Raw genomic sequence first — 22,658 nt, forward strand, 5'->3', positions numbered from 1 at the left:
CAATATGGCAGGTCTCTCACCGCAGCAAATCCTCCACGACGTTTTCGGTTACTCGCAGTTCCGTCACCAGCAGCAAGCCATCGTTGAGCACGTGATCGACGGGCGCGATGCGCTGGTGCTGATGCCTACGGGTGGCGGCAAATCGCTGTGTTACCAGATTCCTGCCCTCGCACGCGAAGGCCTGGCCATTGTTGTTTCACCGCTGATCGCCCTCATGCAAGACCAGGTCGAGGCTTTGCAGCAATTAGGCGTCAACGCCGCCTTTTTAAACTCCAGTTTAAGCGCAGAAGACAATAGCCGCATTACGCGTCAAGTGCTCGCAGGCGAAATAAAGCTCTTGTACGTCGCCCCCGAGCGGCTCATGGTCGGCAGCTTTTTAAGCTTGCTCGACGAAGTGCACCAGCATGTGGGCCTGGCGCTGTTTGCCATCGACGAAGCCCATTGCGTGTCGCAATGGGGGCATGATTTCAGGCCAGAATATCGCCAGTTGACTGTGCTGCATGAGCGCTTTCCGCAAGTGCCACGCATTGCGCTCACCGCCACGGCTGATGCGCCTACGCGCGCCGAAATCATCAGCCAGCTCAACCTCGAGAACGCCGCCCAGTTTGTCTCCAGCTTTGACCGACCGAATATCCGCTACCACGTCGGGATCAAGAATAATGCGCGCCAGCAATTGCAGGCCTTTCTTGAGCGTGAGCACCCAGATGATGCCGGCATCATTTATTGCCTGTCGCGCAGAAAAGTCGAAGAGACCGCCGCCTGGCTAGTCGAAAAAGGCTGGTCAGCGTTGCCTTATCACGCTGGTTTACCCGCGCAATTACGTGAACATCATCAGCGCCGCTTTCTGCGTGAAGAAGGCATTATCATGGTGGCGACCATTGCATTTGGCATGGGTATCGATAAACCTAACGTCCGCTTTGTCGCCCATTTAGACCTGCCAAAAAGCATGGAAGGCTATTATCAGGAAACCGGCCGCGCCGGTCGCGATGGCCTGCAAGCGAATGCCTGGATGGTCTACGGCATGGGCGATGTCGTCTCCATGCGGCAAATGCTTGATAGCGGTGAAGCTTCCGAAGAGCGCAAACGGCTTGAACGCCTGAAGTTGGATGCCTTGCTCGGTTACTGCGAATCCACCGCCTGCCGCCACCAAACCATTCTGCGCTACTTTGGCGAAAGCCATCCTGGCGCCTGTGATCAATGCGACAACTGCCTGCACCCGGTCGAAACCTGGCAAGCCACGCAAGTCGCCCAAATGGCACTTTCCTGTGTTTACCGCACTGGTCAGAGATTCGGTGTCGGCCATTTAATCGATGTGCTCATCGGCAAACTCACCCCGCAAGTTGAGCGCTTCGGCCATGACAAAGTCAGCACCTTTGGTATAGGCAAATCCCTCAATCAAGCCCAATGGAGTGGTGTGTATCGTCAACTGATTGCGGCTGGCATGCTTGAGGCCGACATGGCTGCGTATGGCGGCTTAAAACTGACCGAAGCGGCAAGGCCAGTGCTCAAAGGCGAGCAAGAAGTCTGGCTACGCCGCGATGCAGAACCCGAAAAACGCATGAGCAAAGCCGAGCGCAGCGCCCGCGCCAAAGAAGCCTTCGCAGGCGCCAACGATGACCCACTCTGGCAAGCGCTTAAAGCCAAACGGTTGGAACTGGCAAGAGAGCAGGGCGTACCGCCTTATGTGATTTTTCACGATAGTACTTTGCTGGAAATCCATAACCGCAAGCCGCAGACATTGGATGAAATGGGGCAGATTAGTGGCATAGGACAGGCGAAGTTACAGAAATATGGGGATGCGTTTTTGCAGGTGCTTGAAGAAATGGCTTAAATCAAAAAACTCATATGCATTAAAATCTCCGTTCTACAACGCGTAAAAATCAACAGCACTTTTTAGCCCATCATTTTGTTAACATATTTTAATAATTGCGTTTAAGATATGAAAGCAAAATATTCCATTGACGGAATGTTTGAGGGGGGCTACGATGGCATGGTTGGTTGAATATACTGATGAGTTCGAAGCTTGGTGGCATTCACTGAATGAAGACGAGCAAGTCTCTGTTGCCGCTTCTGTAGGCTTGCTTGAATCGTTAGGCACCCAGTTACCTTTCCCACATTCATCAGCAATTAACCAGTCACGGCATGGCCACATGCGTGAGTTGAGAACACAGCACGATGGGCGTCCATTCAGGACACTGTATGCATTTGATCCTCGCAGAGTGGCAATTTTGCTGATAGCTGGCGATAAAACCGGGGATGGTAGATGGTATGAAAAATATATTCCGGTTGCCGATCAACTCTATGATGAACATATCAAGGCATTGATAAAGAAAGGACAGATAGATGGCAAAAAACTTTAGTGCACTTAAAGCCGCGCTCTCGCCAGAAGCGCAATCCAAAGTGACTCAAAAAACGGAGCAAATGCTGCAAGAAATGCCTTTGCATGAGTTGCGCCAGGCACGTGGTTTGTCGCAAAAAATGATGGCAGAAGCACTGCATATTCAGCAACCTGCTGTGGCGAAAATCGAAAAACGCACCGACATGTATTTATCAACCCTGCGTAGCCATATTCAGGCTATGGGGGGGGAGTTGGAGATCGTAGCAAGGTTTCCAGAGGGTTCGGTCAAGATTCAGAGCTTCTCGGATTTATAAGTTTGTAGAGCTAGATTCATAAAATGAATGGTGCTTACGAGGGAGATTTAATCAGACCATTAGGCCTTGTGACTTTGTATTTTGGTTATGCAGAGTTCGAAGTAAATAGCCTCATTAAATTATTGGGTCAATATGGTGTAAGCATAAAGATCTCTGAGACAGCGTCTTTAGGCTTAAGGGTGGAAGCATTGATTAATGCGCTTGAGCCACTAAAGTGCGACGGTGTGGTTGAGGTACTAGAAATTTTGGCAGAAGCTAAAACGCTTTTAGAGCATCTTAACTCCAAAATTCAACGTCGACTCATTCCTGCCCTGTGCAATCAATAGGGATATTAACTTGCTTCGCTGAAGTTTGCGAAGCTTGGCTAACCCGAGATGCTGAATCCGAAAAAACGCATGAGCAAAGCCGAACGCAGCGCCCGAGCCAAAGATGCTTTCGAAGGTGCTAACGACGATCCGTTATGGCAAGCACTTAAAGCCAAGCGGCTGGAGTTGGCAAAAGAGCAGGGCTTGCCACCGTATGTGATTTTTCACGATAGTACCTTGCTGGAGATTCATAATCGCAAGCCACAGACATTAGATGAAATGGGGCAGATTAGCGGGATAGGGCAGGCGAAATTGCAGAAGTATGGAGACGAGTTTTTGGGTGTGTTAGAGGAAATGGCTTAATCTGCATCAATCCTGACTTTGCCGGATTTCAATTATAGGGTTACAGGTTAAAATGTCCGGATGATCCCGATTTACCCTGCCAATAGTCTTAAAGATGCACCTTTGCAAGGTGATGTCACTTTGAGTGGCCTCACCAACCCACCACCACTTTCGCTGTATATCCATATTCCCTGGTGTGTGCGCAAATGCCCTTATTGCGACTTTAATTCGCATGAGGCTCGCCAGGAAATCCCGGAAGCAGCGTATGTGGACGCACTGATTGCAGATTTGGAGCAGGCGACGCCGTTGGTGTGGGGGCGCAAAATCCGGAGTGTGTTTTTTGGTGGCGGCACGCCCAGCATTTTCTCCGCTGAGGCGATTGATAAGATTCTGAGTCATGTGCGTATGCTGACGCCGCTGGAGTATGCTGCGGAAGTGACGCTAGAGGCCAACCCGGGTACGGTGGATATCGCTAATTTTCAAGGCTATCGCCAGGCAGGTGTGAACCGGGTTTCGCTGGGGATTCAGAGTTTTCAGCCGCAATATCTTAAAGCACTAGGGCGTATTCACGATCGTGAACAAGCACTGGCAGCGGCAGAATTGGCATTAAATACCTTTGATCAGGTGAATCTGGATGTGATGTATGCATTGCCGGAGCAAAGCCTGGAAGATGCATTGAAAGATGCCGAAACGGCTTGCCAGATCAAACCGGCGCATTTGTCGTTTTATCACCTGACGCTGGAGCCCAACACGCCGTTTCACCGCACGCCACCGAGTTTGCCGGATGACGATACCAGTGCCACCATGCAAGAGGAAATTGAGAAGGTTCTTGCCAGCTATGGGTATCAACATTATGAAACTTCTGGTTTTTCACAGTCTGGTCGGCAGTGCCAGCACAACCTCAACTACTGGACCTTTGGGGATTATTTGGGCATAGGCGCTGGTGCGCATTCCAAGCTGAGTTTTCACGACAAAATTATCCGCCAGAGTCGACATAAGCATCCTAAAAAATATCTGGAGAGTGTGGCCAAAGGCCAGATGGTCGATAGTGAGTGGCAGATTGGCCGCGAGGATTTGGCGTTTGAATTTATGATGAATGCGTTACGGCTGGTGGATGGTGTGGAAGCGGATTTATTTCAGCAGCGCACGGGATTGCCGTTACGGAGTATCCAATCTACTTTGCAGGAAGCACAGCTGCAGGGATTGTTGGCGCAAACGAGTGGCGTGATTGCGCCGACGTTAAAAGGGCAGCGGTTTTTGAATGAGTTACTGGGGATGTTTTTGCCGTAACTCCTGAAATAGCAAACGAGGCGCAACTCTCAGCACGCCTCGTTTTTAAGTCACCTGCATTTTTTAGATTACACGTGCTTCCGCGCCAATCTCGCCCAACCGCGCAACCAGCCCAACAAATCATCGACATAGGTATACAACACCGGAATCACCACCAGGCTGAGCAAGGTTGAAGTAATCAACCCACCAATCACCGTAATCGCCATCGGCGAGCGGAAACTGGGGTCAGCACTCCAGCCAAGAGCAATCGGCATCATCCCCGCCGCCATGGCGATGGTGGTCATGATAATTGGCCGGGCGCGTTTGTGGCAGCCGTCGATAATGGCGTCAAATCGGCTTAACTGCCGCTCTTTTCGCGCCATAATGGTGTATTCCACCAGCAAAATGGAGTTCTTGGTCACCACGCCCATGAGCATCAAGAGGCCAATCACACTTGGCATGGAGAAACTGTTATGCGTCACCAGCAAGGCGAAGAAAGCGCCACCTAATGACAAAGGCAGCGCGCCCAGAATCGTCACTGGCTGCAAGAAGTCGCCAAACAGTAATACCAGCACGACATAGATGCACATGACGCCGATAATCATCGCGCCGCCAAAGCTGCTGAACAATTCGTTCATACGTTTGGCGTCACCTGCCTCAAGCTGCTTCACGCTAGGCGGCAGATTTTGCATGGCAGGCAGTTGCTGCACTTCGCGCATGACTTCGCCAATCTGACGCTTGTTGAGCTCAATATCAAAGGTGACATTGCGCATGCGGTCCATGCGGTCGATTTGCTGCGGACCGCTGCCCATACGCACAGTGGCGACGGTTTCCAGACTGACGCTACCGTTGCGTGAAGGCACGCGCAATTGCGCAATCTCCTGCAGGCTGGTACGCACACTCGGGCCCAGACGCACACGAATCGGCACCTGGCGCTGCGGCAAGTTTAATTTAGGCATGGTGTTGGTAAAGTCGCCCGACGTCGCCACACGGATCACTTGCGCAATGGACTCCACCGTCACACCAAGCTCAGCAGCTTTGTCGACATCAGGGATAATCTGTACCTCCGGCCGTTGCAAGCTGGCACTGGAAGTAATATTGCCGACGCCCTTCAGGGTGCGCAATTGCTGTTGCAACTGCTGGCTGGCACTGGTTAAGGCATTGGCATCATCACTGGCCAAGGTGATTTGCAGCTTCTCGCCGGATTCGCCGATACCGACGGTCACGCGCGCACCGGGCAGGTTTTTCAGTCGTTCACGCAAGTCCGCTTCAATCTCGGATTGCTTTTGTTTGCGCTCGCTACGGTCAGTCAGGCTAATCACCAAACTACCTTTACGCACATCAGTCGTGTTTTGTGACGCATTTGGCCCGCCGCCGCCCGTGCTGGCAGAGCCTGCCGCGCTGAATACCGCTTTCACTTCAGGATGTTGCTTGACGATCTGTTCGGCCATCTGCACCACATGCCGCGTTTGCGCCAGCGGCGTGCCTGGTTGTAACTCAATATTGACCTTGGTCTGGCTACTGTCAGAAGAGGGCACAAAGCCTTTAGGCAACAGCGGCATCAGGCTCAACGAACCAATAATAAACAAGATGAATCCTGCCACCACGGTTTTTCGGTGTTGCAAGCACCAGCCTACCCAGCGCAAATAGACACGCATGGAAGAGGAATCCTCTTCCTCTTGAGCCGCATGCGGTTTGAGCAGGTAAGCCGACATCATGGGCGTTAACAAGCGCGCCACCACTAATGAGCCCAGAATAGCGATGGCTGCCGTGATGCCAAACTGTTTGAAAAATTTGCCCGGAATGCCGCCCATAAAGGCGGTCGGCAAAAAGATCGCGACCAGGGTAAACGTGGTTGCAATCACGGCAAACCCGATTTCATCAGCAGCCTCCATGGCCGCCTGATACGGCGTTTTGCCCATGCGCAAATGGCGCACAATATTTTCAATCTCCACAATGGCATCATCGACCAGAATACCGACCACCAAGGCCATGGCCAGCAAAGTCAGTACATTGAGTGAAAAACCAAAGTACTGCATAAAGGCAAAGGTAGGAATCATGGACAATGGCAAGGCCACCGCAGCAATAATGGTGGCACGCCAGTCGCGCAAGAACCACCACACCACCAGAATCGCCAGCAGTGCGCCTTCATACAACAGGCGCATGGAGCCTTCGTAGTTATCTTCTACCGGCTTGACCATGTTAAATGCTTCGATAATGCTGACCTGCGGATGTAATTGTTCAAACTTTTGCAATGCCTCACGCACATCTTTAGCCACGGTGACTTCGCTGGTGCCTTTGCTGCGCGTGATTTCAAAACGGATCACCGGCTTGCCATCATAGCTGGCATAGGTGGTGCGCTCGGCATAGGTATCCAGCACCTCGGCCACTTGTGACAACTTAATATGGCGGCCATCGCCGAGCGGAATATCGAGATTGCGCACTTCGTCTGCACTGTGCAAGGCCCCCAAGGTACGTACAGACTGGATATTGTCGCCAATATCGCCACGGCCACCAGAGGCATCTTGCTGCACGCGCTTGAGCTGTGCCGACACATCACTGACATCCACATCCAGCCCAGCCATCAAGGTCGGATCCAGGTTCACCTGCACTTCGCGGTCTACCCCGCCAGTACGCGTGATTTTGCCGACCCCATTGACCGCCAGCATGGCTTTGCTGACTTCGTTATCCACAAACCAGGACAGTTCGCCCTCATCCATATTATCGGCCGAGGCGACAAAGGTGAGAATGGCGTTGCCTGAGGTCGTGACCTTGGACACAGTGGGCGTTGTGACGGCGGCTGGCAACTCGGAACGTGCGCTATCCACTGCATTACGCACCAGGTTGAGTGCCTCTTCACTTTTGGTATCAATGGTGAACTGCACGGCGATGCTGACACTACCATCAGTGATGGTGGTGGTCATATGCTCAATGCCACCGATGGTCGCAATTTTGTCTTCAATCTTGCGTGCCACTTCGGTTTCCAGCTGCGGCGGCGCCGCACCTTCCAGCGCAGCGCTAACGGTGATGACCGGCAATTCAATATCAGGAAAGTTTTGTTTGCCTAACTGGTTGAGCGATTTCAGGCCGAGAAAACTCAGCACCACAAACAGCAAAATCGCCGGAACCGGGTTACGGATAGACCAGGCCGAAAAATTCATACTTAAGCCCCGCTACGCTTGCTCAGGGTGACCACTTGCACAGTGTCGCCATCGTTTAAAAATGCGCCACCGCTCAGTACCAATTGGGCGTTTGCATTCAGGCTGCCCAGTAACTCAATTTGTTCGCCTCGGGTACGGCCGGTTTGTACCTTGCGCTGAATCACTTTGTGCAAGCCTTGGGCATCCGCTGCCGTCAACTCAAACACATAGGCAAAGCCATCGCGATAAGTCACGGCACTTAATGGCACGGCCAAGCCGTGTTGCTGACCAATATCCACTTGCCCCTGCACATACATGCCAGGCTTGGCGCTGTCTTTAGGAATATCCACATATACCAGCGCATTGCGCGTATTGTTATCCACCGTCGGCGAAATCAGGCGCACCTTGCCGGTCACCGCGTTGCCACCAGACAAGGTTAAACGCACCGACTGTCCAGCACGTAACGCCGTTTGCTGATCGGCATTCACCTCTCCGCGCCATTCAATCCGGCCCTGACGCACCAGCCGGAACAACTCGGTACCAGAAGACACCACATTGCCCAGGTTGGCCGAGCGTGACGAAATCACCCCATCATCCGGCGCAACTACTTTGGTCTGGCGCAAACGGATTCTCTGGTTTTCCAGCTCAGCCTCGGACAATGCCAGGTTTGCTTTCGCGGTTTGCTCGGCAATCAGGTATTCATTAATTTTTTGGGCCGACAAGGCGCCGCTGTCTTTAATTTCACGTGCACGGTCTGCATTGCTTTTCGCCTCTGCCAGTGCCGCTTTGTCTTTTTCAACAGTCGCCAACTGTTTTTGCAAATCGGCTTTGACTGTTTCATCGGCCAGCATGACCAAGGCCTGGCCTTTGCTCACTTGCGCACCCACATCGGACAACACTTGCTGAATACGCAAACCAGAGATTTCTGCACTCACCAGCGCTTCTTGCCAAGGATAAATGCTGCCGTTGAGCACCAGCGTCATTGGCCATTGCACCACCGCGGGCTGTGTCACCTCCACACTCAAAGCAGCTTTAGAGGCCGGCGCCTGTGTGGCTGGGCTAGCCGTCGGCGTGGCAGCCGTTTGGCGGTTACCACGTTTTTCTGCCAGCTCGGCCTGGTGTAAAGGGTGTTGCCAGAACCACACGCTCACCCCCACCAGTAACGCAGAAATAATGAGAAATGTTGTTTTTTTTGTCAGTTTTTTTGCCATCATGCTTACCTTTTTTCCATGGGCTTCAGAGGTTTGCCAGTCTGCTGTGTGCCCTGCTGCGTTTCTAGCCAGTCGCCGCCAAATGCTTTATACAAGGCGATCCACTGTAATACTCGGTTCTTTTGCTGCGTAATCACATTGAGTTCAGCGTTGATTTTCTGACGACGCGCATCTTCCAGCGACAGCAGATCCAGACCGCCGGATTTCCAGTTAATTTCAGCCGCTTTAAAATATTGCTGGTATTGCTGCGCACTGGCCTGCTCAGACTGTGCACGGCGCGTGGCGCTGTCCAGGTTAACCAGTGCCTGCTCGACTTCTTTGACGGCAGTTCGCACGTCTTGTTTGTAAGTCGCGAGCAAGCTGTCAAAGTTAGCCCGCGCCTCGGCGAGATCTGCACGTAAGGTGCCACCATCAAAAATAGGCAACTTGAGCGATGGGCCATAAGACCAGGAATCTGTACGCGTCACCATGCCGTTAAAATTGGTACGGCGGTAGCCAATCGAACCGGTTAACGTCAAGCTAGGGTACATTTGTGCTTTAGAGACACCAATATTGGCACTGGCTTCGGCCAAGTTGCGTTCATCTACCGCCAGGTCCGGGCGACGGGTCAGCAAGTTTGCAGGCAGCGCACTGACATCAAACATCGCTGGTTCCGGCATGCCTTTGCCTTTGGCCAAAGCATCGCGTAACGCAGGTTCGGGCAGATTAGTCAGCTCAACCAATGCCTTGATTAAACCATCACATTCCGCCTGCTGGCCATCCAGCGTCGACTCACTGGCACGCGTTGCTGCCTCTGCCAGCGCCAGGTCAGATGGGGCAGAGAAACCAGCCTTGGCTGAAATACCTGTCAAACGGGCCGTCTCGGCACGCGAATCGTAAGCCTGCTGCAATGCCTGCACCGAGGCCTGGCAAGCACGATAATTCACATAGTTATTGGCCACTTCTGCCGCCAGCGTCAGGCGCGCGTCATGCCAGGCAATCTTTTTCGACTCGAGCTGGGCCTTGGCTGCCTGCTTGGCCGCTTTCACCTTGCCAAACAGGTCGACTTCCCAGCTGGCATCCAGCGACACAGAGTCAATTTCTATGGTGCTGGATGGAAAAGCCGCGTTACCGCCGCCGCCTTTGCTCTTGGTGACACTGCCGGTGCTGGTTAAATCAGGAATGCCTTGCGCACGCGCCGACAGTACATTGGCACGCGCCACACGGATATTAGCCAATGCAATTTCCAGCGAAGGGCTTTCTTTTTGCGACTCAGCCAACAACTGGTCGAGCACCGGATCCTTGAATTGTGCCCACCAGTCTTTTAATGCGACCACACTACCGCTATGTGGCAAAGGCGCCTGCCATTGCTCGGCAATCACAGGTTTGGGACGAATATATTCATCAATCACTGAACAGCTTGCCAGTGGCAAACACAGTAATAGCCAGGCCCAGTGTTTATGACGCTGCATGAACTGGCTCCATTCCTTCTAATCCACGTAAAAACAAACTCACCACAAATGCCACATGCGCCTCGGCATCCCAGTCCGGCTCGAGCACCCCAAACAGTGCCTTGGTCCGTGGGGTCGCAATCAGCAACTCACAATACGACTCAGCCGCCCGCATAAAGTCTTGTGTTGGCAACACTCCCTGCGCCGCATAAAAGCGGAAAATATCGGCCAGCATCTGGTGGATACGCTGCGGGCCGACGGTTTTCATTGCACGTGACAGCTCGGGGATATGTGACGCCTCAGCAATGCCGATACGGAAAAAAGACAGCATGCGTGGCTCCATCACGCGATTGAGCGCGAAGCGGCCAATATCGGTCAGCACCTGCTGCAATGACTTGTTGTGCAAATCTTCTACCTTAAACATGGCAGACACATCCTGCTCAACCATGTGCCGCATGGCTGCAATCAGCAACTCATATTTATTGCTAAAGCGCTCATAAATGGTCCGCGTAGACACGCCGCACACAGAGGCAATATGCGCCACACTGGTTTGCGCCACGCCCTCAGTCATAAACAGCTCCAGCGCCTGCTCCAGTAACAATACATGGCGCTCTTGCTCAGTCCCTGACTTGGGGCGGCCGACTTTGGTTTTCACTTGTATAGGTTCCAGCATAAAATAAAAATAAAACGTTTCATTTTTATTTTACCTGTCACTTTGTCAAACTAGCAAGCGATTTGTTGTAACCTGGCAGATACATGCACGCTACGCGCCATGTTCGCGCACAGGTTTGCTATACTCGCAGCACTTTTAATTCAAACTGCACTGCACAGGCATGGCCCTTAAATCCACCATTTATAAGATAGACGTCAATATTGCCGACATGGATCGACATTATTACCAGCAACACCACCTTACACTGGCCAAACACCCGTCAGAGACAGATGAGCGCCTGATGGTGCGCCTGCTGGCCTTTGCGCTATATGCCGATGAGTCGCTGCTGTTTGGCAAGGGCTTGAGCGAAGACGACGAACCCGACCTCTGGCAAAAAGACCTGACCGGTGCGATTGAGCGCTGGATTTGTGTAGGCCTGCCAGATGAACGCGACATCCGCAAAGCCTGTGGCCGCTCGGCGCAGGTAGTACAAGTGCTTTATGGCGGCAGGACGGCGGACATGTGGTGGGAGCAGAACCATAAAGCGCTACTCAAGCTCGATAATGTCACGGTGATTAACCTGCCCGAGACTGAGCAATTAGCTGCCGCCGCTGCACGCGGGCTCAGCATCAGTTTCACCATTCAGGATAGGCAAATCCTGGTCAGTTATGAGGGCGGTAGTTTTGAAATCAGCCCGGTATGGTTAAAAGAAGCCAGCTAAACAAAAAGCCAGCATTGCTGGCTTTTTTCATATGAGGTCAGTTTAAGGAAAGAGCCGGTGTTCTGCTGGCCAGACACCACTATACATAGCCTCCGGGTGATGTCGCATCAGCCGTTGACGCACCTCACTCAATCTGCGCAAGGGCACAGACACAATCATCAAGATATTGCCCTGCTCAATTTGGGCAGAATATGATTTGATCCGGTAACTGGGCGCGGCTGTCGCCACCGTCGCTGCCCAGGCAGCACATGACAAGGCGCCTAATACCATGCAATACGGGATCACCATCAACGTGACCTCACCAAACCACCAGGGCACCAAATAAGCCAGCATGCCGCCAAACAGCCCGAACACAGCCCCAAACACAAAGCCCGCCAGTGCGCTGTAAACCACATCAGACTTTTCTACCGCGTTGGCTTTTGGCAAGTTACCCAGTGCCTGCTCATTTTTTGCATGAAAGTGAATGTGATCTTCATCAATTCTCTCCAGCAGCAACTCATTCATCATCGCTTGCGCACTTCTAATATTGGGTAAAACAAAATAGAGCCTGCGTCTCATGTCGTTCTCCTATCAATATTGCCAGTCGTTTGCTGGTAGAGTTTTGATAGTGTTTAAACGCAAAGATTCACTTTTTAACACCTGTAGTGCTGGGCGGCCTTGCCACCAATAACGCAAGATTTATCTGTCATCCAGCTTACCGACCCAGACACTGCGCAACTTGGCCAGTTTATAGCGCAAACCAGCGCCCTCGTTGGAAAGTGCATCCAGAAACAATGACAGCCGCCTGGATTTAATGACCGTGTAAAACGTGAGCAAGCTGACCGGGATAAACACGACTGAGAAATAAGCCAGTTTCTCCAGCGTGCTGGCTTGCGTGAGGTCAATCAGGTTCATACCCAGCAAGCCTGTTGTCATGGTGCCAATCAGGCCTAAAATGGTCACCACTGTGAGGCGGACAACCGTATCCGCCTGGCGCTTGATTTCTTCGCCTTCCAAATACTCGGCCATGTCCATAATACGGCGACGGGTTTTTTCAAACAGGCTGACGGAATCCAGTTGTTTCAGCATCAGTGTAAACAGGTCTTTGGCCACGGCCTGGTCAGACACATTTTCAAACCAGTAGCGATGGGTAAAGCGTAAAAACACGGCGGTAGCATTGCGGATACGGTTACGGAAATTTTTAACCGAGTCTTCGCTTTGGATATCCAGGCGACTGATGGCCTGCACCATGCGGTCTGACAACATGAGCAAAGCCGCTTTCTGGAAATGTGCAATTAAAAACAACAGGAAATACTGGTTCTGGTAATGACGCTTGATGCCTGTGCGCTCATTGGTAAACACGCGATGCTGGTGGCTGCCAACGACGACAAAATTCTGCCCGGTACACATGATGCGGGTGGTGCTCCAGGGGTCTTGCCGGGCTTCGTCCCAATAGCGGTCATAACAGTTATTTTTTTCAAACTCCTGCAAGAAGTGTTCGGTAAACGGCAGGGTTTCCGAATGCCAGGGCTGGCAGACCAGGCCTAGCCGGATCAGGTCGCCACGACTCAGCTGGCTCACATCGTCAAACGACAAATAAGCCATCAGCGGCATGCGCTGGTATTCAATTTCACGGTAGCGTAACTCGCCCTGCTGGCCGGAGTAATGCGGCACCAGCGGATGCAACAACGCCAACCAGTGCAACGACACGCAAGGCACATGGTTTTCTTTCACATAAGCCAGGTAGCGCGCCTTGTCTTCATAATCCGAGCGCGCAATTACTTGTCCTTGCTGATCCAGCCACTCAATCAATTGTGCGCAGTGCCCACCCTCGCCAGTATCATCCCAGTAATTAGGATAGGTGCGGCCCAGGCGGTACATTACCTCCATAGCCGACTTGAGTGGCAGGTCTTTGCCCGTCACTTCAAACGCCAGCATGGCCACATCAATATCAAAAAAGAAGTACAACTCGACATGGGAGACGCGCAAGATGAGCGGCTCCGCCTCGCCATGCAGCGTGATGCGCACCTGGCTAATATCACTGCGGGTAAAAATATGAATGGGCGATTCACCATAGCCACCAGACTCGCGGCCATGCTTGCCTTCGCCATATAAAAAACGCTGGGCAAACGGTAAAAAGGTGACGAACTCCTGATACCTGGTTTCACTCAGATGCGGGGAATCCTGCAAAAACTCGTCTTGTATCTCGACCCAGGGCGAATCAGGCGCGGCTTTGAGTAGCTGCCAGGGACGATGCACGGCACCCGCACTGTGATCGGTCATCAACTGTATCGGCCACAACAGTGTTTGCCGAAAATCTCGTACGATACTGCTTTGCAGGTTGTCCGCCATGATGGATGCCCTTTAGCCGCTTGCGTGGAATGTGGACTATACCGCGGGTTGGCAATACAGAATCAGATAATAAGCGCCGCAAATACCCGCCAAATAATTTAGCCGCAATGTCGATACAAGTCCATCATGGTACGCCCCGCATTCACCAGTTCGTACACCAGCGTGCCCGCACCGGTGAATACAACCAGCAATACCGTCGCCAATATCAGCTTGCCAGTACTGAGTGCATGGCCTTTGAGATACATCGCCCATAACCGGGCTGACCAGATCAGCAGAATCAGCCCTGTCAGTAACTGCAGGCCTGCGGCCAACTTAAATAATGGCCTGTCGGTTGCCTGCATGTAAATCGCCTGCAAGGCTGTCAATTGTGTTTGCAACTGTGCGCCCAAGGCTGCGTTTGGCCGCACTTCACCACTGCTGGCATCAGTTGCGCAAAGCACGTTTTGCTCAACCAGCGGTTTGAGCGTCGCCATGCCTTTTTCCAACTGTATCCATGCTTTTGCTGTGACCGGGTCAGCCAGGCTGATATTGGTGAGCGAAGCGGCAAACACCTGTATCACCAGCATGACGCCACAAGCCGTGCATATCAGGCCAAAAAAGCGCTGAAATCCGCTTTTGACGCCTGCCACTTTGGCCGCCAGGTAAGCCAGTGCCGACAAGCCCAACAACTCAAACAACAACCGTATGGCGGCAAATGCATGGGCAGCCATGCCTGCATCATCACTCGCCAGTTGCACCGGGTTAGTCATTTCAGGAAACACCACGGCCAGCACCAGCGCAATGGTGAAAGACAGTAATAAAAATGCGATGGACTGCTCCAGTTTGGCACGACTATCTTCAGCCTGCAGATGATCATGCACCAACTGCGCCGGTTGCGACAGCAGGTGGGTGAACTTGCCCAAATAGGCAGGCAGCTCCTTTAATACATCGTCCAACAATGCCATGGCGCACCCCTTTTACACAGACAGACATACCTTAACACCGTTGTGACGACGGCGGCTACTTCTGGCAGTGTTTGCAAGCAGCGTCGAGCAGCAGGCTGTCTGTTGCACGCCACACATAATAAAAAAGCCAGCATCGCTGCTGGCTTTTAAGCGTTCATCAGATTGCTTACACCTTCTGATAAACTTCACTCCCTTTTTTCACGAATTCAATCGCTTTTTCCTGCATGCCTTTTTGCAGGGCGGCTTGTTCATCAACCCCCAGCTTATCCGCATAATCACGTACGTCTTGTGTGATCTTCATCGAGCAGAAATGCGGGCCGCACATGGAGCAGAAATGCGCTTGTTTAGCGCCCTCTTGTGGCAAGGTTTCGTCGTGGAATTCCTTGGCTTTTTCCGGGTCCAGGCCGAGGTTGAACTGGTCTTCCCAGCGGAATTCGAAACGTGCTTTGGACAAAGCGTTGTCACGAATTTGTGCGCCTGGGTGGCCTTTTGCCAAGTCTGCCGCGTGTGCTGCGATCTTGTAAGTGATGATGCCTACACGTACGTCTTCTTTGTCTGGCAAACCCAAGTGTTCTTTCGGGGTGACGTAACACAGCATGGCACAGCCGTACCAGCCGATCATGGCGGCACCGATGCCGGAGGTGATATGGTCATAGCCTGGCGCGATGTCAGTGGTCAATGGGCCTAAGGTGTAGAACGGGGCTTCACCACAGTGCTCCAGTTGCAGGTCCATGTTTTCTTTAATGAGGTGCATAGGCACGTGGCCTGGGCCTTCGATCATGCACTGTACGTCGTGCTTCCAGGCGATTTGGGTCAGTTCACCCAATGTTTTCAACTCGGCAAACTGCGCTTCGTCGTTAGCATCATAGATAGAACCAGGACGCAAACCATCACCCAGTGAGAAGGACACGTCATACTGCTTCATGATTTCGCAGATTTCTTCGAAATGCGTGTAGAGGAAGGACTCTTTGTGATGTGCCAGACACCATTTGGCCATGATGGAGCCGCCGCGCGACACGATACCGGTCATACGTTTTGCGGTCATCGGGATATACGCTAAACGCACACCGGCGTGAATGGTGAAGTAGTCCACACCTTGCTCTGCCTGCTCGATCAGGGTATCGCGGAAGATTTCCCAGGTCAGGTCTTCAGCCTTGCCGTTTACTTTTTCCAGCGCCTGGTAAATAGGCACGGTACCGATAGGCACTGGTGAGTTACGGATAATCCACTCGCGCGTTTCATGGATGTTTTTACCGGTAGACAAATCCATCACAGTGTCGCCACCCCAACGTGTACCCCACACCATTTTCTCAACTTCTTCGCTAATGGAAGAGCCCAGCGCAGAGTTACCGATGTTGGCGTTAATCTTGACCAGGAAATTACGGCCAATAATCATCGGCTCGATTTCAGGGTGGTTGATGTTGGCCGGGATAATGGCGCGGCCACGGGCCACTTCGTCACGCACAAACTCTGGCGTAATCACGGTTGGAATGCTGGCGCCATAATTCTGGCCTGGATGCTGGGTTTGCAGCAATTCGCTCATATTTTCACGGCGCTGGTTTTCGCGGATAGCGATAAACTCCATCTCAGGCGTAATGATGCCTTTGCGCGCATAGTGCATCTGGCTCACGTTCTGGCCAGCTTTGGCACGCAATGGTTTGCGGTGCAAGTTAAAGCGCATTTCAGCCAGTTGCGGGTCGACCAAGCGTTGATGACCAAATTCTGAGGTCGGGCCATCCAGTTGCTCCACATCGCCACGCTCCATAATCCACTGGGCACGCAGTGCTGGCAAACCATTACGGATATCAATCTCGACCGTCGGGTCAGTGTAAGGGCCTGAAGTGTCGTAGACCACGACGGGTGGATTGGTGTCACCGCCAAAGCTGGACGGGGTATCACTCAGGGAAATTTCACGGAATGGCACCTGAATATCAGGGCGGGAACCTTCAACGTAGATTTTGCGCGATTTGGCAAATGGTTTGGTAGCAGCTTCGTCAACTTTGGCATCAGCGTTGACGAACTTGATATTTTTATCAATAGCGTTCATTGGCATCCTTAAAAGAAAAAGACGTAAGGATGCATATGGAGGTTTGCATTCCCTACGGTGGTCTCAACCACATCAGGTTCGAAGGGTAACTCTCACTGCAAAACCTGGAATAAATCAAGGATGTACAGACCCCTAGCAACGGACGGATTGTGCGTGAAAACGCTTGATAAGGCAAGCAAAACAAAGTTTTGCATGTGCCCGCCATTGACAAATAGACAGACCTGTCTACAATCACAGCACCCGACTACAAAAACATACGGGATTTATTTCAATCAGGAACTCAGGAGAGATCATAATGGAAGCTTTACTCATAGGGGCCGTGGCCTGTACTACCGCTTTAATTTTGTCAGCATGGTTGATGACATTCGCGCGCTGGTTTCCCATCAAAGGCATAGATGGCGACTTTCTGGTCGACTACAAAACCATGATACGTGCCCACGTCGACTACGCCTTAATGGCCTTGTTTAACCTGGGATTCTTTGGGGCGGCCAAAGCGGCGGGCGTTGAGTTGCACTATTTTGCCTGTGTCTGCGTGGCGATTGGTGGCTTTACCAACCCGACCGTGTTTGTAATTGCGGCGTTTGACCCGGATTTCTGGAGCAAAACCAAGTGGAAAGTATTCTCTGCGATCAGCTTTGTCATCACCACGGTTGGCTTTATGACGATTTGCTACCAGCTGATTTGTCATGCCTTGTGTGCACAATAAGGCCTGTCACATCCCTACCTGAAACCCTGCTGCGGCAGGGTTTTTCAATCAGGCTGATCGCAATATCAATCAAAACGAGCAGTAATTTAAAAAACTAAGCACCGAACCTGCAATTATTCCGCCATTCACTGCAAACCTGTACCCGCTAGACTATACGTGGGAAGTAGTCAACAGGGACTCACAAGGCAAATCAAGCATGGATTGGTACGGTATTTTCTTTTTCAGGGCAGGCACTCCGACTGCACTGCTCTATGGCAGCTATGATGATTGGCTGGTGGTCCTATCTGCGCTGGTCGCCATTGGCTCCTCCATACTTGCCCTGCAATTGACGCGCCTGTCACAGAAGCAGACGTCAGTCGTTTCACGCCGGTTTTCGATCATTGCCAGCTCAGTATCATTAGGTGCCGGCATCTGGGCCATGCACTTTATCGGCATGCTGGCCTATCAAATCTGCACGCCGGTTTCTTACTATCCGGATGCCACCCTGGTCTCCATGATGCCAGGCATCCTGGCGTCACACTATGCGCTGAGCTTGATGTCTGAAAACCAGATCGACTACCGCAAGCTGATCAAAGGCGGATTTGCCGTCGGCGCAGGCATTGGTGCCATGCATTACATCGGCATGCTCGCCATGCGTATGGAGCCCGTGCTCAAGTTTGACCTGGTATGGGTATTGGTTTCAGTGGTGGTCGCCGTGGCCTTATCCACACTGTCACTATGGACAGGCATCTTTTTAAACCAGAAAGGCAAAATCCCGCCCAAAGTGAGCATCATCCTGGGCGGTGTGCTCATGGGCAGCGCTATCACTGCCATGCACTATACCGGCATGGCGTCTGCGCGTTTTCTGGGTGAGGCGAAACCAGGCTTCAACCCGGATGACAATCAATCCATCACCATGGCGCTGGGCATTACGCTGGTCACTATCCTCATCGGCATTATCGCCACAGCCATCAACGCATTGATACGCTACCGGCAAATGCTGGCCACCATCCAGGCCAGTGAAACGCGCTTATCGACCATTCTGGATACGGCGGTAGATGGTATCGTCACCATCAATACCACCGGTGAAATGATTGCCTGCAATGACGCAGTCGAAAAATTATTCGGCTGGAAAAAAGCGGAAATGAAGGGCAAAAACATTTCGCTATTAATGCCAGAGCCTGACAGCTCCAACCACCTCTATTACCTGAAAAATTACCAGGCAACAGGCGATGCAAAAATCATCGGCGAAGGTCGTGACCTCGATGCCATGCGCAAAGATGGCTCAACCTTTCCGATTCGACTGGCGATTGGTGAAGTCAAGCTGGCCAATGAAACCTTATATGTGGGCTTCATCACCGACCTCAGCCACCGCAAAGCCATTGAAGAGGCGGTGCGCGAAAAAGACCAGCAGATTCGGTCCATGATGAACAATATTCCCGGCGTGACTTTCCGCGTCAGCCTGGCGGGCGACTGGAGCATACAACTGATCAGCGACGCCGTGCTACAGATGACAGGCTGGCCCGCCCAAGATTTTCTCAGCGGGCAATTACGCTTCTCGCCCTTGATGCACCCTGACGATATCGCACGTGTGCGCCCGATTGCAGCAAAAGCCATTGCCAAGCTTGAAAGCTTTGAAGTGGAGTTCAGGATCACTGATCGCAACGGTAATGAAAAATGGGTATCAGCATTCGCTTCACCGCTGCTGAATAAAGACGGCATGCCATATGCCATGGATGGCGTCTTGCTGGACATCACCGAGTCCAAGCAGAAAAACGCCGAATTTGAAGGCATCGTCAACGCGATCAATTACTCCACCAGCGTGGCCGAATTTACCATTGATGGCTTTGTCATTACAGCCAACCAGAACTTTCTTGACCTGCTGGGCTACCAGGCGGAAGACATCGAAGGCCGCCATCATTCTATTTTCTGCCCCCCCGGCTTTGCCCAGACGGATACCTACCAGAAGAAATGGTCGTCCTTGCGCCGGGGTGAGTTCGTGCATGGCGAGTTTTTGCGTTACGGCAAAGCAGGTAAGCAAATCTGGATCAATGCCTCTTACAGCCCGGTGCGTGATGTAGACGGCAAGGTCGTTAAAGTGTTGATGTTTATGATGGACATCAGCGAACGCAAGCAAATGGAACAGGAAATGCGGCAGGCAAAAGAAACCGCCGAGCAAGCAGCCAACGCCAAAAGTACATTTCTTGCCAATATGAGCCATGAGATTCGCACACCGATGAACTCTATTATCGGCTTTAGCGAATTGTTGCTGGATACCCCCATGCAACCGGAACAGCGCAACTATTTATCAACCATCAGCCAGTCAGCCAAGTCTTTGCTGCACTTGCTCAATGACATCCTGGATAGCGCCAAGCTGGAAAAAGGCATGTTGGAACTGGAAATGCTGGATTTCTCCATGCGCGAAATGGTCGATAGCCTGATTTCATCCCTCTGGTTACAGGCGCGCAAAAAACAGCTGGACTTGCGGCTGAACCTGGCCCCGGAAACCGCTGGTTACTACACCGGTGCCGAACACCGCATTCGCCAGGTGCTCACCAACCTGCTGGGTAATGCCATCAAATTCACCGAGACCGGCCATGTTGAACTCAATGTGCACCTGACACCGCAAGGTGAAGTGCAGTTTGACATCATTGATACCGGCATTGGTATTGATGAAGACCGGCTGGATGTGATTTTTGAACCATTTACCCAAGCGGACGCTTCGATGAGCCGACGCTTTGGCGGCACCGGCCTGGGCACCACGATTAGCAAACAGTTGGTAGAGTTAATGGGAGGCCGCATTACCGCCAGCAGCAAAATTGGCAAAGGCAGTTGCTTTTCAGTGATTTTGCCACTCACAGAAGGCAACGCACCGGAAAATACAGTGCAAAACAATGCTTCGGTATTCAGCTTACCCGCACTGAAAATCCTGGCCGCAGATGATATTGAACAAAACCGCAGATTGCTAAACATTGTGCTCGAAAAACAAGGCCACCAACTCACCCTGGCCAGCAATGGCCAAGAGGTAGTCGATGCCTGGCAAGCACAATCCTACGACGTGATTTTGATGGATGTACAAATGCCGGTCATGGATGGCCTCAGTGCCAGCCTGCATATCCGCGCATTAGAGCAGCAATCCGGTAGGGCCAGAACACCGATTATTGCATTAACCGCTAGCGTGCTTGAGCAAGATCGGCTGGCCGCTGCAGAAGCCGGCATGGATGGCTTTGCGTCCAAACCCATTGAGCTGCCATTATTACTGGCAGAAATTCAGCGCGTGTTGCAGCTGGAAGCGGTCGTAATCAGCACCGACACTAGCCCATCCATACCTGCAACGACCCATTTTGACCTGAAAAAAGGCATCCAGTTATGGGGAGACCAGCAAACCTACCTGCATGAAGTCAATGTATATGTGCAGGAATCCCGCAAACATATCACCACACTCAAACAGGCGATCGCTGCACAAGATCACGCTACGGTGAAACAAATTGCCCATGCCAACAAAGGCGTGAGTGCCAATCTGGCGCTATTGAATATCCAGGACAGTTACCACGCCCTGGAACAAACCGGCGATGATCAATGGCATACCTGCTCAGCACTGGTGGCACAGTTGCAAATTGACGTGCAATCGCTACATGCATCCATCACGCCTTTGCTATCGCAGCAAGCAGTGATTCCAGCCATAGACGAGACTCAATTGCCAACCGTACAATTGCTCGATTGGCTGCAAGCGCTACGTACGCTGGTTGTCATGAACGAACTGGATGATGCACTCGTCAGTAAACTTGTCCAACATGCCCCGGCTGCCTGGCGCAATGCATTGAACACCATTGCACAACTATTGAATGACTTTGACTTTGAGCAAGCGACCGTGCATATTGATCAGCTACTGGAAATCGAGAGCCAGGAGGCCTCCTCATGATGGATAACACCGCGCAACAAGCAAAAATCTTGGTTGTTGACGATGAGCCACTCAACCTTAAAGTATTGAAACAGGTGCTGCAGGACAATTACCGTTTAAGTTTTGCCAAAAACGGCATGGACGCATTGGAGTTGGTCAAAAAAGAAAGACCCGGCCTGATTTTACTGGATGTGATGATGCCAGGTATGACTGGTTTTGAGGTTTGCCGACAGTTAAAGAGCGACCCCGAAACAAACACCATCCCGGTGATTTTTGTCACCGCATTGGCGGATGAAGCGGATGAATCTGAAGGTTTTGCTGCTGGCGGTGTGGATTACATCAATAAACCGATTTCCCCGGCTCTGGTGCGTGCGCGCGTCAAAACGCATTTATCGCTGGTACATATCGACGAACTGAAACGCACCCATCTCGAACTGATCCAGCGTTTAGGCCGCGCTGCCGAGTTCAAGGATAATGAAACCGGCATGCACGTCATGCGCATGAGCCATGTGTCAGGCAGGCTTGCCTTGCAACTGGGCATGGATCCCTATTTTTCAGAACAACTGATTCATGCTGCACCTATGCATGACATCGGCAAAATCGGCATCCCTGACCATGTATTGCTAAAACCGGGTAAATTGAATGATGAAGAGCTGGCATTGATGCGCAAACACCCGGAAATGGGCGCAAAAATCCTGGATAACTCAACATCACCATTGATCAAACTGGCACATTCGGTCGCACTCTATCATCATGAAAAATGGGATGGCAGCGGCTATCCCTTTGGCTTAAAAGGAGAAGCGATTCCGATTGAGGCGCGCATCGTCGCCGTCGCTGACGTGTTTGATGCTCTGCTGAACAAACGCCCTTACAAAGAGGCTTGGCCAGTAGAAGCGGCCGTAGCAGAAATCGAAAGCAATCGCGGTAAGCACTTTGACCCGGCAATTGTGGACGCCATGCTGCAATGCCTACCGGACCTGCTGGCGATTAACAACAACTGGCTTGAGGAAGATTAGGTGACAGGCGGG

Annotated in this window: 17 protein-coding genes, 1 pseudogene and 1 riboswitch; of the genes and pseudogenes, 10 read left to right on the forward strand and 8 right to left on the reverse strand. The window is 52.0% G+C overall.

The window, feature by feature from the left end; genetic code table 11:
* The first annotated feature begins 4 nt into the window (after window positions 1–4).
* The 6 genes and pseudogenes from recQ to hemW all read left to right on the forward strand — a co-directional run bounded on the left by recQ (window position 5) and on the right by hemW (window position 4,589).
* The gene (gene recQ, locus INP79_RS00820; protein ID WP_194752551.1) at window positions 5–1,831 is read left to right on the forward strand and encodes a DNA helicase RecQ; all 1,827 of its coding nucleotides are present in this window, start codon (window positions 5–7) and stop codon (window positions 1,829–1,831) included.
* Between the two features lie 154 nt (window positions 1,832–1,985).
* Window positions 1,986–2,360, forward strand: a complete 375-nt coding sequence (locus INP79_RS00825) for a type II toxin-antitoxin system RelE/ParE family toxin (protein ID WP_194752552.1) — start codon at window positions 1,986–1,988, stop codon at window positions 2,358–2,360.
* A complete protein-coding gene (locus INP79_RS00830; protein WP_194752553.1) occupies window positions 2,344–2,652 on the forward strand; it encodes an XRE family transcriptional regulator in 309 nt (102 codons plus the stop codon). Before INP79_RS00825 ends, INP79_RS00830 begins: the two co-directional genes overlap by 17 nt.
* Window positions 2,653–2,675: 23 nt before the next feature.
* A complete protein-coding gene (locus INP79_RS00835) occupies window positions 2,676–2,978 on the forward strand; it encodes a hypothetical protein (protein WP_194752554.1) in 303 nt (100 codons plus the stop codon).
* A gap of 29 nt (window positions 2,979–3,007) precedes the next feature.
* Window positions 3,008–3,320: pseudogene (locus INP79_RS00840) on the forward strand (HRDC domain-containing protein); the annotation flags it as partial.
* 60 nt (window positions 3,321–3,380) lie between these two features.
* Window positions 3,381–4,589, forward strand: coding sequence for a radical SAM family heme chaperone HemW (gene hemW / locus INP79_RS00845; RefSeq protein ID WP_194752555.1), 1,209 nt, complete (start codon window positions 3,381–3,383; stop codon window positions 4,587–4,589).
* Window positions 4,590–4,657: 68 nt separating this feature from the next.
* Here the strand turns inward: hemW and INP79_RS00850 are convergent, their stop codons facing one another.
* The 4 genes from INP79_RS00850 to INP79_RS00865 are packed head-to-tail and all read right to left on the reverse strand — an operon-like array spanning window position 4,658 to window position 11,004.
* Window positions 4,658–7,729, reverse strand: coding sequence for an efflux RND transporter permease subunit (locus INP79_RS00850; RefSeq protein ID WP_194752556.1), 3,072 nt, complete (start codon window positions 7,727–7,729; stop codon window positions 4,658–4,660).
* A 2-nt stretch (window positions 7,730–7,731) separates the two neighbouring features.
* Window positions 7,732–8,922, reverse strand: coding sequence for an efflux RND transporter periplasmic adaptor subunit (locus INP79_RS00855; RefSeq protein ID WP_228519658.1), 1,191 nt, complete (start codon window positions 8,920–8,922; stop codon window positions 7,732–7,734).
* 2 nt (window positions 8,923–8,924) lie between these two features.
* The gene (locus INP79_RS00860; RefSeq protein ID WP_194752557.1) at window positions 8,925–10,370 is read right to left on the reverse strand and encodes an efflux transporter outer membrane subunit; all 1,446 of its coding nucleotides are present in this window, start codon (window positions 10,368–10,370) and stop codon (window positions 8,925–8,927) included.
* Window positions 10,357–11,004 (reverse strand): TetR/AcrR family transcriptional regulator, encoded by a 648-nt coding sequence (locus INP79_RS00865; protein ID WP_194752558.1) that lies wholly within the window; start codon window positions 11,002–11,004, stop codon window positions 10,357–10,359. The genes INP79_RS00860 and INP79_RS00865 overlap by 14 nt, the downstream gene beginning before the upstream one ends.
* A gap of 178 nt (window positions 11,005–11,182) precedes the next feature.
* Here INP79_RS00865 and INP79_RS00870 point away from each other — a divergent pair, with 178 nt between their 5' ends.
* Entirely contained in the window at window positions 11,183–11,722 is a 540-nt protein-coding gene (locus tag INP79_RS00870) for a YaeQ family protein (protein ID WP_194752559.1), read from the forward strand.
* Window positions 11,723–11,764: 42 nt separating this feature from the next.
* Here INP79_RS00870 and INP79_RS00875 read toward each other — a convergent pair whose 3' ends face one another.
* The 4 genes from INP79_RS00875 to thiC all read right to left on the reverse strand — a co-directional run bounded on the left by INP79_RS00875 (window position 11,765) and on the right by thiC (window position 17,044).
* The gene (locus INP79_RS00875) at window positions 11,765–12,280 is read right to left on the reverse strand and encodes a hypothetical protein (protein WP_194752560.1); all 516 of its coding nucleotides are present in this window, start codon (window positions 12,278–12,280) and stop codon (window positions 11,765–11,767) included.
* A 120-nt stretch (window positions 12,281–12,400) separates the two neighbouring features.
* Window positions 12,401–14,053 carry a hypothetical protein gene (locus INP79_RS00880; RefSeq protein ID WP_194752561.1) on the reverse strand — a complete coding sequence of 551 codons (1,653 nt, stop codon included), beginning with the start codon at window positions 14,051–14,053 and terminating at the stop codon, window positions 12,401–12,403.
* Between the two features lie 98 nt (window positions 14,054–14,151).
* Window positions 14,152–14,997, reverse strand: coding sequence for a hypothetical protein (locus INP79_RS00885; protein WP_194752562.1), 846 nt, complete (start codon window positions 14,995–14,997; stop codon window positions 14,152–14,154).
* Window positions 14,998–15,163: 166 nt separating this feature from the next.
* Window positions 15,164–17,044 (reverse strand): phosphomethylpyrimidine synthase ThiC, encoded by a 1,881-nt coding sequence (gene thiC / locus INP79_RS00890; protein WP_228519659.1) that lies wholly within the window; start codon window positions 17,042–17,044, stop codon window positions 15,164–15,166.
* A 31-nt stretch (window positions 17,045–17,075) separates the two neighbouring features.
* A riboswitch (TPP riboswitch) is annotated at window positions 17,076–17,188 on the reverse strand.
* Between the two features lie 151 nt (window positions 17,189–17,339).
* Between thiC and INP79_RS00895 the strand changes: the two genes are divergently transcribed.
* The 3 genes from INP79_RS00895 (at window position 17,340) to INP79_RS00905 (ending at window position 22,646) form a co-directional block, all read left to right on the forward strand.
* Window positions 17,340–17,750 (forward strand): hypothetical protein, encoded by a 411-nt coding sequence (locus tag INP79_RS00895; RefSeq protein ID WP_194752563.1) that lies wholly within the window; start codon window positions 17,340–17,342, stop codon window positions 17,748–17,750.
* A 196-nt stretch (window positions 17,751–17,946) separates the two neighbouring features.
* Window positions 17,947–21,651, forward strand: a complete 3,705-nt coding sequence (locus tag INP79_RS00900) for a PAS domain S-box protein (protein ID WP_194752564.1) — start codon at window positions 17,947–17,949, stop codon at window positions 21,649–21,651.
* Window positions 21,648–22,646, forward strand: coding sequence for a two-component system response regulator (locus tag INP79_RS00905; RefSeq protein ID WP_194752565.1), 999 nt, complete (start codon window positions 21,648–21,650; stop codon window positions 22,644–22,646). Before INP79_RS00900 ends, INP79_RS00905 begins: the two co-directional genes overlap by 4 nt.
* The last annotated feature ends 12 nt before the right edge of the window (window positions 22,647–22,658 follow it).

It is taken from the genome of Methylophilus sp. QUAN, from assembly GCF_015354445.1.
Taxonomy (GTDB): Bacteria; Pseudomonadota; Gammaproteobacteria; order Burkholderiales; family Methylophilaceae; genus Methylophilus.